At 62.7% G+C, this 12,839-nt stretch carries 15 protein-coding genes and 3 pseudogenes; 5 read left to right on the top strand and 13 right to left on the bottom strand.

Translation table 11 applies throughout. The features are described 5' to 3' along the window. Positions 1-500: 500 nt before the first annotated feature. The 8 genes from GJ632_RS05745 to arsD all read right to left on the bottom strand — a co-directional run bounded on the left by GJ632_RS05745 (position 501) and on the right by arsD (position 5,848). On the bottom strand, positions 501-818 hold the full coding sequence (locus GJ632_RS05745) for an RPA12/RPB9/RPC11 RNA polymerase family protein (protein WP_089808372.1): 318 nt from the start codon (positions 816-818) through the stop codon (positions 501-503). 194 nt (positions 819-1,012) lie between these two features. After that, positions 1,013-1,621 (bottom strand): hypothetical protein, encoded by a 609-nt coding sequence (locus GJ632_RS05740; protein WP_197427898.1) that lies wholly within the window; start codon positions 1,619-1,621, stop codon positions 1,013-1,015. Positions 1,622-1,883: 262 nt separating this feature from the next. Beyond that, a complete protein-coding gene (locus GJ632_RS05735) occupies positions 1,884-2,183 on the bottom strand; it encodes a hypothetical protein (protein ID WP_191452367.1) in 300 nt (99 codons plus the stop codon). Positions 2,184-2,401: 218 nt separating this feature from the next. Next, positions 2,402-2,905: a low molecular weight phosphatase family protein gene (locus GJ632_RS05730; protein ID WP_343161047.1), complete on the bottom strand. Its 504-nt coding sequence runs from the start codon at positions 2,903-2,905 to the stop codon at positions 2,402-2,404. Between the two features lie 129 nt (positions 2,906-3,034). Further along, positions 3,035-3,226 carry a halo-CC-star protein HcsS gene (hcsS, locus tag GJ632_RS05725; RefSeq protein ID WP_343161046.1) on the bottom strand — a complete coding sequence of 64 codons (192 nt, stop codon included), beginning with the start codon at positions 3,224-3,226 and terminating at the stop codon, positions 3,035-3,037. After that, positions 3,217-3,585, bottom strand: coding sequence for a halo-CC-star protein HcsL (gene hcsL, locus GJ632_RS05720; protein ID WP_343161045.1), 369 nt, complete (start codon positions 3,583-3,585; stop codon positions 3,217-3,219). The genes hcsS and hcsL overlap by 10 nt, the downstream gene beginning before the upstream one ends. Continuing rightward, positions 3,582-5,516 (bottom strand): arsenical pump-driving ATPase, encoded by a 1,935-nt coding sequence (gene arsA / locus GJ632_RS05715; protein WP_191452364.1) that lies wholly within the window; start codon positions 5,514-5,516, stop codon positions 3,582-3,584. The genes hcsL and arsA overlap by 4 nt, the downstream gene beginning before the upstream one ends. Continuing rightward, complete coding sequence (gene arsD, locus GJ632_RS05710; RefSeq protein ID WP_089808360.1) at positions 5,513-5,848, bottom strand: arsenite efflux transporter metallochaperone ArsD; 336 nt, start codon at positions 5,846-5,848, stop codon at positions 5,513-5,515. The genes arsA and arsD overlap by 4 nt, the downstream gene beginning before the upstream one ends. Before the next feature lie 315 nt (positions 5,849-6,163). On the opposite strand from arsD, the gene GJ632_RS05705 reads away from it, so the two are divergent. Both GJ632_RS05705 and GJ632_RS05700 read left to right on the top strand, forming a co-directional pair. Continuing rightward, entirely contained in the window at positions 6,164-6,556 is a 393-nt protein-coding gene (locus GJ632_RS05705) for a metalloregulator ArsR/SmtB family transcription factor (protein WP_089808358.1), read from the top strand. A gap of 182 nt (positions 6,557-6,738) precedes the next feature. Beyond that, positions 6,739-7,179 (top strand): low molecular weight phosphatase family protein, encoded by a 441-nt coding sequence (locus GJ632_RS05700; RefSeq protein ID WP_191452363.1) that lies wholly within the window; start codon positions 6,739-6,741, stop codon positions 7,177-7,179. 235 nt (positions 7,180-7,414) lie between these two features. On the opposite strand, the gene GJ632_RS05695 is transcribed toward GJ632_RS05700, so the two are convergent. Both GJ632_RS05695 and GJ632_RS05690 read right to left on the bottom strand, forming a co-directional pair. Then, entirely contained in the window at positions 7,415-7,711 is a 297-nt protein-coding gene (locus tag GJ632_RS05695; RefSeq protein WP_089808354.1) for a hypothetical protein, read from the bottom strand. Beyond that, positions 7,711-7,987: pseudogene (locus GJ632_RS05690) on the bottom strand (ArsR/SmtB family transcription factor). The gene GJ632_RS05695 and the pseudogene GJ632_RS05690 overlap by 1 nt, the downstream one beginning before the upstream one ends. 214 nt (positions 7,988-8,201) lie before the next feature. Here GJ632_RS05690 and GJ632_RS05685 point away from each other — a divergent pair. The 3 genes and pseudogenes from GJ632_RS05685 to GJ632_RS25785 all read left to right on the top strand — a co-directional run bounded on the left by GJ632_RS05685 (position 8,202) and on the right by GJ632_RS25785 (position 9,567). Next, positions 8,202-8,348: an HVO_2523 family zinc finger protein gene (locus GJ632_RS05685; protein WP_177232613.1), complete on the top strand. Its 147-nt coding sequence runs from the start codon at positions 8,202-8,204 to the stop codon at positions 8,346-8,348. 196 nt (positions 8,349-8,544) lie between these two features. After that, complete coding sequence (locus GJ632_RS25790) at positions 8,545-8,952, top strand: phytoene/squalene synthase family protein (RefSeq protein ID WP_394351785.1); 408 nt, start codon at positions 8,545-8,547, stop codon at positions 8,950-8,952. A gap of 73 nt (positions 8,953-9,025) precedes the next feature. Continuing rightward, positions 9,026-9,567: pseudogene (locus GJ632_RS25785) on the top strand (phytoene/squalene synthase family protein). Positions 9,568-9,588: 21 nt separating this feature from the next. Here GJ632_RS25785 and cruF read toward each other — a convergent pair. The 3 genes and pseudogenes from cruF to GJ632_RS05665 form a co-directional block, all read right to left on the bottom strand. Further along, on the bottom strand, positions 9,589-10,488 hold the full coding sequence (cruF, locus tag GJ632_RS05675) for a bisanhydrobacterioruberin hydratase (RefSeq protein WP_191452362.1): 900 nt from the start codon (positions 10,486-10,488) through the stop codon (positions 9,589-9,591). Continuing rightward, entirely contained in the window at positions 10,481-11,323 is an 843-nt protein-coding gene (locus GJ632_RS05670) for a prenyltransferase (protein WP_231751363.1), read from the bottom strand. Before GJ632_RS05670 ends, cruF begins: the two co-directional genes overlap by 8 nt. 11 nt (positions 11,324-11,334) lie before the next feature. Then, a pseudogene (locus GJ632_RS05665) lies at positions 11,335-12,836 on the bottom strand (phytoene desaturase family protein). Positions 12,837-12,839 lie beyond the last annotated feature (3 nt).

Below are 12,839 nucleotides of genomic sequence, written 5' to 3'. Positions count from 1 at the left end.
GTCAGGTGCCACGCCTTCAGCCTGGAGAAGGGGTACGGCTTCGGTGGCCGTCCCATTCGTCGTGATCTTCGATCTCTCCGATCCGTTCGAGTGGTCGGCCGATATCGTGGAACCACGCTGCTGCAGCCAGTACGGTCTCGGTCGATACTATCGGGGATGCTGGTCCGCTAACCGGAGAGATACGTCACGAACTCGTTTCGCATGGAAAAATGTCGTGTGCAGGGAATGCATCCTCGTAGTACGAAAACGATAGCTCGTCTGGCGAGGGGACCTACCTCCGGGAGGGCATTGCTGTCAGAGAGTTGCCGCAGAACGCTTAGTGGTTATGAAGTACGCAAGTTGACCTAAAACGGGTTCACGACTGAGGTGTGGAACAAACCACACGCAACTGCTGACTGCAGAGGGTGTATGCAGTACGCCGGCTTCTTTTCTTTCGTGCTGGAGACGTTGAACCAGTCGCTCAGTGAGCCTGCGAATCGAGTGGTTTGGGTTACCGGGAGTCAGGACCCGCGCCACTTGTGGCCGCACTCGACGCAGGTGAACAGCCGAACCTCGTAGGAACCGCCCGGCTTCGGCATCATCTCGTAGTAGGCTCGGTCGCTGTCGCAGTCGTCGGCTGGACAGGGCTCCTGCATCGTCTCGGTGGAGTTTTGGGTCGCGTCGGCCACGGCGGGTGCTCCGTCGTCCTGCTGTCCGTCCTGGATCGCCATCTCCGCTTCCGCTTGCGAGTCCCGCGACTCTTCGTTCTCACAGGAGCGACACGTCCACGTATCCCCCTCCGTATGCATCATCGAACCACACTCGTCACAGAATTGCATATAAACCAGAAAGACACGGTTGTCGGATATATGTGTTAACTTCCGATTCGTCGTGGATTTCGGGCAACTGCTCATGCTGACTGTATCGACCGATTCTCTGTACACGCTATTCGAGCAGATCGTCGTGCGAGGCTCGCGCTCTGTATTCAGCACAGCTACTGCAGTCTCTCACCGGTCAAAGATTTCGGCCCTGCCTACTGTGGGCTCTCTGAGCGACCGTCGAACAGCGAGGTAAACCGTGTCAGCAGTGCAAGCGCGATGGCGATGCCGAGCATCGGATATTCGACGCTGACGACCATCCACTTCAAGGCTTCAGAGCTGTTCGTGAGACCGATCAGGATGGTCGCGTACTCGTCGGGATTCGTGTAGATGAGGATGACCCAGAGGTTCTCCAGCGAATCGAGAAGTCGAGAGACGACTGTCAGGCCCATCCCTATCTTCGGTATCAGGACGAGCCTACCGTGGCCTGCCAGCGCCTTCATGCAGACCGAATGGAGCGAGAAAAACAAGAAGAACCCTGCGACGATGAAGACGTAATCGAGGACGGAGAGAAGCATCACCGATTCCACGACCGGGTCGAAGGCTTGTAGTATCGTGTCCACCTCCGCCCGGGTCGTCGCGGCCTGCAAATCTGTAGTGGAATAGCCGGACGTCTCGATTCGGCGAGTCACCGGAACGAACCCCAGAGCGATCACGCCGACGAAGATGCAAAACGAGACAACGGCGACGATGCCGTGATTTTTAGCGGAGAGCGCATCCGCGTACCGTTCGAGAGGGCGAACGAGTGCATCTAGCCACTGCATACGAGAACAAGACTGTACTCGCGTTTCAGTCGATCGATAGTCCGCCTTCACGGTCCTGCTTCTCGGTCGAAACTAGGTGGCCGATTTGCGTGCTGAGTTCAGCACTGCCACAGTGACATATCCAATTGCTGTCAGAAAAGGTGTGCAAGACTTAGCGGGTGTGTGCAGCAACTCAATCTTGTGTCTCTCCTCTCACTCGTAGTAAGCCCCCCGTGAGAACGAACTCGTTACAATAGCAGTGAACCTATCCCGACCGGCTCTATCACCTAGTGAGGAATTCGGGCGCGAAGGCGATGATAACGAGAAGGCTCACCAGTACGGAGATCGCCGTGAGTCGTAGGACACCGGCTGCCCGTCGACGAGTTTTCGGCAGGGACTCGGCAATTCCGGACAGGGCCAGTCCGGCGCTCAAAAACAGTACGGAACTGGTCGGCGTCACAGCTCCCACGACGGCGTAGTATCCATACGCCCCCGACAACAGGAGTGCTCCACAGAGGTAGACCACTCCAAGGGGACGGCCGGAGGGCTCGCTAAACACAGTTTGGTCGACGATGGAGGGCATCAGGTGTGTAGTTTCCCGCGAAGGATACATACGAATTCGTCTTCGTACGTGCCCGTTCCCGTCCACTCGGTCAGTTCTTTCGGGTCGAATACGGCGTCGAACGAGAGGCTCAGAGCATCGAGGACGTAAAGATGCCGAGCGAATCGCCGAGATGCTCCGGACGGGCCCCAGTTACCGACGACCGAGTGGCCGGACCGGGAAAATCGGTCGAGACGCCGTCAGAACGACAGCGCGTTCTTGATCGTCTCGGTTACCCGTTCCGAGAGGGACCGTTTCGTTTCGAGGTCCCGTGCGACGTCTTCGATCTCGTCGAAGAGTTCCGTCACTCGACGCTCCAGTTCATCCCTGATCTCTCGGACGGTCTCGAAGTCTTCCCCCTCTGGGTCGCGGAGGCCCCACTCCCTGTGCTCGACGCCGTACGTAGAGGGGTGAAACTCGTTGATCGTACAGCCCATCGTGATCACGAAGTGACTGTGTTCGAGGTCCTCGACGACGACCCACTTCGGTTCCCGATCGGAGATGTCGATTCCGACTTCGTCCATCGCCTCGACGACCGATTCGTGAACCTCGTCGGCGGGTCGCGTTCCCGCCGAGTGTACCTCGACGACGTCTTCGAGTCCACGTTCGGACGCCTCTCGTTCGGCGAATGCGGCTGCCATCTGGCTCCGACCAGCGTTTTCCACACACAGGAAATCGACGCGTAGAGTCTCTTTCGTTGCCATACCGGACATCTCTTCGTCGGAGTCCTAATGCGTTTCATATGTGGGCACAGTACTGCTACCTACCCGTACATAGGTCGTTCGCCGGGTCGCGGTTCGGGCGAAGCGGAGACCGACGCTCGACGACTGAACTCAGCAGCAGTCGCTACCCGCGTCGCAGACCTCGCCGTACTCGAGGCCGGTCGTCTCGGTTATCGCTTCGTTGCACGCCACGAGAATCGACTCGAACTCGGAAGACGTCGACTCCGACTGAAGCGTCTGAAGTTTCTTCCCGAGGTCGGCGGCGGCAGTCAACACGTCCTCGTCGGATGTACTCAACAGCACCCACCTCCGAGCGACCGTGCGAACTCCTGACCGATTCGTTCGCTTATCGCGTCGTTGGTCCGTTGGAGGAGGTCGACGAGTTCCGCCTGCGCGTCTCGGTGCTGCTGGATCGTCTCGTTGTTCGAGAGTTCGGTCTGGAGGTCTCGCAACTCACCCATGACCGAGGGGTCGAATTCGTCGTCCTGCAACGCGTCCTGTTTCTGTCGATACGTCTCGAGCAACTCGATCGCCTCGGAATCCGCTTCGAGTTCCTTCTGCGCCTCCACGAACCGCTGGTAGGTCTCGGAGTCGCGGAGCGTCTCGAGGAACTCTCGAAGCTCCGTCTCGACGGCAGGCGCTTCGGTTCGACTCTCGCTCACGACGGCGTCACCTCCTCCTGTATCTCCTCACGAACGCTAGACAGACCGGCAATCTCCGCCCCGAACGAACGGAGTTCGTCCAGTCCGACCGGTTCGTCTCGTCGAAGTGGTGCGAGCATCGTCGGTGCGTCGAACCGGTCGCTGATCTCGTCGAGGTACCGTTCCTGCTGGGCACGACGGTTCTCGAAGAACGCGTTGTCGCCGTACTCTTGGGGAAGTAAGTAGTTAGCCACGACCAGCGAGGTCTCGATACCGACCTGGTCTCGCAGGTCTTCCGCCGCCCGGTACGCTTCCATCATCGGCGTGTACTCGGGATACATGACGAACGCGAACGTACTCTTGTCGGGGTTCTGCATCGTCTCGATCACGTCGTCGTACTTGTCTCCCTTCTCGGGTGCTGCTCCCTTCGTCAGCGATCCGAGGTCCATGAAGCCCTTCCAGTCCGACGGGAGTTCGAGCAGTCGGAGCGTGTGGCCGGTCGGCGCGGTATCGAAGACGACCACGTCGTACCCGTCCTCGTCGAAGTAACTGACGAACTTCTCGAGTGCCGCCATCTCCTCGGCACACGGTGACTCCAGTTCTTCCTCGACGTTCTGGATGGCGGCGTCGACGTCGATCGCACTGTCGTCTTTCTCTTGGTACATCTCGGTGACGTGGTCGAGAACGTGCGTCCGATACTCTTCGAGTGCCTCCTCCTGATCGATGCGGGCAGCGTCGAGGTTCTCCTGACCGACCGACGTGGGGTCGTGACCGACGGACTCCTCGAAGATGTCCTCGAGATGCGCCGCTGGATCGGTTGTCACGACGAGCGTCTCGTAGCCTCCTTCGGCGAGTGCGGTCGCCGTCGTGGAGGCGACAGTGCTCTTTCCGACACCGCCCTTTCCGGTGAAGAAGAGGTAGCGCGTCCCGTCGACCGGTCGCAACTGTTCTGCGACGGCATCGGGGTCTGTGAGCGAATCGAAGTCTACCGACCGTTCGTCCGTCGTCGCGTCGGGGACGGTTCCGACGTCGACTGTGGCGTCTTCGCCGTCGTAGAGGACGCCACCGACGTCCGAGAGCAGGTCGACCCCGGTGATCTCACCCGGCTGGAGCGGATAGGTAGCGAGCGCCTGTTCGTCGAACGTCGACGCGACGCGGTCGATGACCGACTGCTCGTCGGTTCGCTTACCGCGGAAGAAGGGGTCCTCACAGACCGACTCCGGGAGATAGCCGTTGACGACGAGCATCTGAGATTCGATCCCGAGGTCGGCGAGGTCGGCAGCGCTCCGCTCTATCTCGTCGATCGAGGAGGCCTCGGGTTTTCCGACGAAGGCGAACGAGGTCCGGTCCGCGTCTTGTAGCGTGTCGATGGCACGCTCGTAGTCGGCCTTCTTGTCTTCCATCGACGCCGCCGGACCGATACACGTCGAGCCGCCCTTCTCGAGTTCCGCGTTCCAGTCCGTGGGGAGTTCCATCAGGCGGATGGTGTGACCGGTCGGCGCGGTGTCGAAGACGACCACGTCGTACTCTGGGCTGTCCATGAAGTCGACGAAGTTGTCGAAAGCGGCGATCTCCTCGACGCACGGACTGTTGAGTTGCTCTTCGACCGTTTCGAGTTGCTCGTCGTCGAGTAACTGCCGCATGGGTTCGATCGTCTCTTGACGGTACTCCTCGGCGGCGGCGTCCGGGTCGATCTCGATGGCTGCGAGATTTTCGACCTCGTCGATTGCCGTGACCTCGTGACCGATGTTCTGGTCGAAGATGTCGGAGAGGTTCGGTGCTGGGTCGGTCGTCACCAGCAGTGTGTCATAGCCGTTGTCTGCCAGCCAGGTCGCGGTCGCGCAACTCACGGTACTCTTGCCGACACCTCCTTTCCCGCTGAAGAAGACGAACTCGGTCCCGTCGTTCGTCGGTTCGACGACGGTGCGAGCGTCGGTCGGTTTCGACGTCATCGTGACGCCTCCTCAGGTCCCGTGTGATCTTCGAGGATCGACTCGAGTTCGTCGTAGTCGAGATACTCGGACTTCCCGACGATTTCGTCGTCGACGACCGTGATGGGGAGAATCGACGGCCCGTGTTCCTCGACGAGGGCAGAGATACGCTGAGTCTGGAGGAACTGGTCGATGTCGTGTTGCATGTTCGCCCGCGAGACGTCGACGTCCTCGAACGCCGTCTCCAACTGGTCGAGGGCGGCACTGACTTCGACTAGTTCGTCGTCGGGGTCGGGTCCACAGACGCCGGTGGAACAACACATCGCTTCTTCGTACAGGGTAAGTTCAGTCATTCGTGATGGTGAATCGATCGTTCAATTGTCTGGACACGGGACGGACAGAGTGGGGCACCAAATCGTGATATCGCTCTCACACTCATATGAGTACTTTCTCAACTAATGTATAAGGACTATGCTTTCGAGCTCGGGGGATTTCGACCGGATTAAATCCGATTATCGGTCGCTTTAACCCCCAAATGAGCGCGTAAGCGGTGGCGAAAACCGATGTAGACTCCGGGAGACATCTTAGAGAATCTGCAATCATACTACGCTGGTGTTTCTCACACACACTCCACAATACTTAATCACGTCTCCGTTCGACTGAGAGGTATGTCATCCACCGAGCGACTGCAGCGCTATCTCGCTAGTGAACGGGGTGGTTGTGGCGACGACGAAGTTACCGAACGGTTGGCTGAACTCGAGGAGTTAGACGCCGTCGCCGGCGGCCCGGCTCTCGAAGACGACGTCGGAGTACTCTCGGCACTCGCCAACGAGACTCGGTACAAAATCGTCCGCATTCTCCACGTCGCCGACGAGGAGCTTTGCGTCTGTGAGTTCTCTCCGCTGCTCGACGTCAGCGACAGCGCGATCAGCCACGCGCTGTCTCAGCTAACGGACGCCGGGCTACTCACCCGCCGAAAGGACGGCAAGTGGCGAAAGTACCGTGCGACTCCACGAGCCAACGCCGTTGTCGTCGCCCTCGACGGATCGCGGGGATTGTGACACAACAATCGACGAACAGGAATCTCGTGGTCACACGTCGTCGCCGAAACGACCGACGTCACAGCGAGTCGTCTGGGAGACGGCTTCTTCTGAGCGCGTGTCTCTTGTCTCCTATTGTGTGATATAGTGAACGAGAGAGAGAACATACGAAGCCTGAAGTCGGTACTCCGGGAGGGTCGACCATGCCGAACGAGTCGACGACGAAACTCGGGTTCGTATGTGTACAGAACGCTGGCCGCAGCCAGATGTCGACGGCGTTCGCCGAACGTGAGCGGGAAGAACGTGACCTCGAAGGCGAGGTCGAGATACTCACGGGTGGCACACGTCCTGCCGAGACGGTCCACGAAGAAGTCGTCACGGTGATGGGCGAACTCGACGTCGACCTCTCGGACCGAACCCCGAGAGAAGTCTCGACGGCTGAACTCGAATCGTGCGACATCGTAGCGACCATGGGCTGTTCGACGCTCGAACTCGATGCCGACGACGTCGACGTCCGCGACTGGGCGTTAGCGGATCCCGACGGACAGAGTCTCGATCAGGTGCGTGAGATTCGTGATACCATCGAACGACGGGTCGAAGAGCTGTTCGACGAAGTCGAACCACGGATTGCACAGCAGCGGTAGCCGAACGACCAGTCTCCGTCGAGACCAGACTCCCGACTGTGCGGCGATTGGAATATCGCTGAACCAAGTCGGAGGAATCGTCGTACTGGGTGCTGTAACTATACGGTTCTCCCAGCGACCGCATACACGCCCTGTATTCGGCGTGGCCTCGACAAACTATCGACGGCTCCGGATTTCGAGAGAGCCCACTGACGTGGCCGGTAGGTGGGTCGTCCCGACGGCCGTTCACCGCCGCTCACTGCACGGTCACGTACGTGAGGAAGCCGAGCGCGACCAGTTGGAGGGCGCGGAGGGCCAACACCGCCTGCTGGACGTGCGGGTCGCCGGAGTAGAAGCTCTGCATGCTGAAGAAGAAGTAGAGCGCGAGGGCGTTCTCCGCCAGCATCGCCGCGCCGAAGGCGACGAACCCGCCGACGAGCGGCGTCTTGAACGTCCGGTAGTTGTTCACCCACACCGCCGTGAGCGCCACGAGGAGGATGATGTTCACTCCCGCGAGCGCACTCGCCGCCAGAATCGTCGTCTCCATTGCCATCAGTCCAGTTGCTCCGTGATTCGGTCGAACGTCTCCCTGTGCGTCTGGAACCGGTCGGTGAGGAAGTACAGCTTCCCGTAGTCGTTGTCGCCCCCCCTCGACGACGCCGTGTTCTTCGAGCAGTTCGAGGTGGTGGCGTATCGTCCGATACCCCAACTCCAGTTCCGTGGCGAGTTGATTCGCGTTCATCGGTCGGTCGGAGAGTGCTCGCACGATACGGACGCGGTTCTCTCCACCCCGCGTCCCCGCGAACAGATACCAGAGCGCCTTCTCCATCGGCCAGTCTCGTCTCTCGTTCGGCGAGCGAACGTATAGTACCGCCCCCGCCGTCGAGCGAGGGCCGGCGCCACCGACTCGCGCGGCGTCCGGGCGGTTCTCACCGACTGTCGTCGGCGACCCCTCAAGAGTCTTGTTCGAAGTTCGTGCCGAATCGCGGTCGCGTCGGCGGGCAGTGGCAACCTACTTGCCCGTCCCGCCCGTCGACTCTCCCGTGAGCGACTCGGAGACGGAGGGAGACGTCGAGGCGGTTCGCGGCCGGCCGTGTCCGCTCTGCGGCGCGTCGATGGCCCGCCGCCACTGCAAGTACGTCTGTCCCGAACACGGCGTCGTCTACGACTGCAGCGACACCTTCTGGTGACCGACGACACCCGGGCGGGGACGAACGCGACGGGGTCGCAGTCTGCCGTTTTTTCGACCCCGAGCTACACGGTGTAGGACTCCCCCGGGTTAAACCTTCGCACGAACGATTATGTCTATGCGAGTGCTAGAGATGTCCAGTAGATGCGTGGTCGCGTCGTCACTGTTCGAAGCGTGCCGCCACTCGATATCCCACAATGGTAAGACAGGACCCGGTCCAGCGAAGCAAGGCTATTCAGCGAAAGACAGGTAAGACCTTCCACCTCGCGACGAGGGTGCTTCCGGAGCGAGTTCGGCACGCGACGTACGTCCTGTACGCGTTCTTCCGCGTCGCTGACGAAGTCGTCGACGCCGAGGACACCGCCGAACCGGCGGTGCAACGGGAGCGACTGGAGCAACTGCGGGCGGAGGCGTTGGGCGAACGCGAGACGGACGACCCGGTGCTCTCCGCGTTCGCCGAACTCCGTGAGGAGTACGACATCGACGCGGAAGACGTGAACGTCTTCGTCGACGCGATGCTGTCGGACATCGACAAGAGTCGGTACGAGACGTACGAGGAACTGGAGGCGTACATGGACGGCTCTGCGGCCGCGTGGGACGGATGATGACCGACATCATGCAGACGCCCGACGCGAGAAGGCGCGGCCGCACGCGACGAAACTCGGCGAGGCGTTCCAGATGTCGAACTTCCTGCGCGACGTGCGCGAGGACATCGTCGACAGGGACCGAATCTACCTCCCGCAGGAGACGCTCCGGAACCACGGCGCACGGAGGAACAACTGCTGTCGTTCCGCTGTGACGACGGGTTCCGGGCGGCGATGCGCGAGGAGATGCGCCGGACGGAGGCCCTCTACCGGGAGGGCGTCCGCGGCATCCAGTACCTCCCCGACGACTGCCAGTTCGCCGTCCTCCTCTCGGCGGTGCTGTACGCCGACCATCACCGCGAGATTCGCCGCCGGAACTACGACGTGCTCTCGGTCACGCCGTCCATCTCGACGACGCGGAAACTCGCGCTCCTCGCGAAGACGAGGCTCCACTGGGCGTTCGAACGGGACCCCGAGGCGGTGTTCCGGACCGTGAGCGTCGTGCCGTACCCCGCCGAGAGCGACGACCACACCCACCGCGAGCACGGCCACTCCGGCGTGGCGCGTTCGCTGACGCCGAGCCTGTTCGGCGGACGGCTCAGCGACTGGGTCCGCAGTTTCACGCGCAGCGAGTAGGCCGCCGAGACGGAGACGCGGTCAGTCGGAACTGTTCTCGCCGGACTCTCGCCGTCGGCCGAACCGAAGCACGCCCGAGTCGAATCGCTCGGTCTTCAGGAGGCCGACGCCGAACAGGGCGGCGACCGCGACGGCGAGCCAGTTGCCGAACCACGCGTTGATGCCGCCCCAGAGGATGACGAACGAGACGAGGTCGTCAAGCATGAACTCGCACTCGGCGAGGCGGCCGAGCAGGATGCGTCGGTCGTAGCCCCAGTCGAGGAGGACGACGGCGACGGTGGCGCTGAGCACCCAGCCGACGTAGTTCGAGAGCGGGACGCCGTAGAACGCGCCCGGCGGGTAGTACTCCCAGAAGCCGAGCGCGACGGCACCGGGGTCCAACACGACGTCCATCGCCAACACGGCGGCGACGACGGACCCGAGGCGGACGGCCGCGTTCTCGGCCCTGTCGCCCAGCAGGAGCAGACAGAGCAGGTACGCGTTCATCACGAGGGGGACGAAGAACACTGGCAGGCCCAGCGGAACCCCGGCGACGGTCGGCCCGAGGTCGACGCCGTAGGCGAACTCGCCGTACGGGACGCCGGTGTGGACGCCCACGTACTCGATGGCGTAGGCGTACAGCGCCAACAGGCCGACGCCGGTGGCCGCCCGGCGGGTGGTGTGCGGGAGGACGCCGACGAGGAGGGGCGAACGCATCACGAGCGTTCCGAGCAGGATGAACAGCCCGTTGAACGTGAGCGGTGCGAGCGGCGTCCCGGCGAAGACCCCTTCGGCGCTGGCGAGGAGGAGGAAGACGCCGTTCAGCGGGAAGAACACCGAGATGGTGAAGCGGTTCTCCCGGACCAGTCGGTCCAGTCGGTGCTCCCACTCCTCGCGAGTTCCCGGCAGCCGGTTCGACAGCGAGAGGCCGGATTCAGCCATACAGGAGCCTCCAGAGCGCGCCCATCGTGAGCGCCATCCCGACCAGCGTGTTCAGCGCCGGGAACCACCAGTACGCGCGGTCGACGCTGATGCCCGAGGCGGCGACGGCGACGACGGTGAGCGGGTACGCCAGCAGCACCGCGCCCAGTCGCCAGTCGACGAGGGCGAAGGCGGTTGCGGCCGCCAGCCAGCAGGCGACGCAGTAGACGTACGTCCGACGCTCGCCGAGGAACGTCGCCGTCGTTCGGATGCCCGCCTCGCGGTCCGGTTCGATGTCCGGGACGGCCGAGAACGTGTGCATCCCCATCGCCCACGTCCACGCCCCGACGAGGGCCGCCAGCGGTGGGTGACGACCCGCGACGGCCGCGAACGCCGCCGCGCCGGGGAGGACGTAGAGCCCGTTCGACAGGGAGTCGAGGAACGGCGTCGTCTTGAACCGGAACGGCGGCGCGCTGTACTCCACGCCGAGGACGAAGAACCCGGCGAGGTAGGGCCACGCGAGTCGGGGGACGACGGCGAACAGGGCGAGTCCGAGCAGCCCCGCCCCGACGACGGCGGCGGTGACGGCGGCGTCGCCCCGCCAGCGCGCCTCCCGTTCGTCCTTCTTCGGGTTCGGTTCGTCCACGTCGGCGTCGAAGGCGTCGTTGACGCCGTAGAGGAGGACGTTCCCCGGGACGAGGAAGTAGCCGAACAGGACGACGGCGGCGGTGGCGAACAGGTCGCTCGTGGCGTCGGCGGCGAACGCGACGCCGACGAGTATCGGGCCCGCGAGGTAGAGCCAAAAGCGCGGGCGCGAGAGGGTGAACAGGTACGTGAGCCGGCCGCGTGCGTTCATCGCGCCGCCCATCACGCCGTCCGCTCGGCCATCTCCTCAGCCGTCAGTTGCCCGCTGATGAGACACATCGGAACGCCGATGCCGGGCGTGGTGAACGAGCCGGTGAAGTAGAGCCCCGGAACCTTCTCCGAGTGGTGGGGCGGGCGGAGGAGCGCCGTCTGTCGGAGCGTGTGCGCGAGGCCCAGCGCCGTCCCCTGCGTCGCGTTGTACCGCTCCGTGAAGTCGTCCACGCAGAACGACTCCTCGAGGACGATTCGGTCACGCAGGTCCTCGCCGGTGTGTTCGGCGATGTCGTCCAGGACGAGGTCACGGTAGCGTTCGCGCTGTTCGGGCGTGTCGTCGAGTCCGGCCGCGACGGGGACGAGGACGAACAGGTTCGAGTGGCCCTCGGGCGCGACGGTGTCGTCCGTCTTCGAGGGGACGCAGAGGTAGTACGCCGGGTCGTCCGGCCACGCCGGGTCGTCGAAAATCTTCTCGAAGTGGTCGTTCCAGTCCGTCGGGAGGACGAGCGTGTGGTGTTCGAGTTCGGGCACGTCGCCCTCGACGCCGAGGTACAGCAGGTACGCCGAGGGGGCGTACGTCCGTGACTCCCAGTAGTCCTCGTCGTACTGCCGCTTCCCCTCGGGCAGCAGTTCCATCTCCGTGTGTCGGTAGTCGGCGTCGCTGACGACGTAGTCGGAGTAGAACTCGCGGCCGTCTTCGGTGCGGGTGACGAACGCACCCTCGCGCCCCCGAATCTCGGCCACCGGGCTATCGACGCGGAAGTCGACGCCGAGTTCCTCGCCCAACGAGACCATCGCGTCCACGACGCCGCCGAGGCCCCCTTCCGGGTAGTAGACGCCCATGTTGAAGTCCACGTGACTCATCAGGTTGTAGAGCGCGGGCGTGTTGTTGGGCGCACCCCCGAGGAAGACGAGGGTGTACTGCATTATCTGCTGGAGTTTCGGGTGGTCGAAGTAGCGCTCGACGTGGTCCTGCATCGACCCGACGAGCGACAGTCCCCGCGCGTTCTTCACGACGTTCCAGTCGGCGAAGTCGGACAGTTTCGTCCGGTCGGTGTAGACGAAGTGTTCCATCCCCACCTCGTAGTTCTTCTTCGACTTCTCCAGATACCGCTCGAACTGCTCGCCTGCGCCGGGTTCGTACGACTCGAACGTCTCGCGGTTCCGTTCGCGGTCCGGAACCATATCCACCTGGTCGCCGTCCTTGAAGAAGATGCGGTAGTGGGGGTCCAGGCGGGTGAGTTCGTAGTAGTCGGAGGGCGTCCGGTCGAAGTGGCCGAAGAAGTCCTCGAACACGTCGGGCATCAGGTACCACGACGGCCCCATGTCGAAGCGGAACCCGTCCCGTTCGAGGCGACTGGCCCGTCCGCCCAACTGCTCGTTCTTCTCCAGTAGCGTCACGTCGCGCCCGCGTCGGCGAGGTAACACGCCGTCGAGAGGCCGCCGAATCCGCCGCCGACCACGACCACGGACGCTCCGTCGAGGACGGAGAGGTCCGAGACTGCGTTCATATA

Origin of the sequence: Halogeometricum sp. CBA1124, assembly GCF_009741955.1 — an archaeon.
GTDB classification, from domain to species: Archaea; Halobacteriota; Halobacteria; order Halobacteriales; family Haloferacaceae; genus Halogeometricum; species Halogeometricum rufum.
Note: the sequence above shows the minus strand (reverse complement) of the source record. Positions and strands in the feature narration are given on the sequence as shown.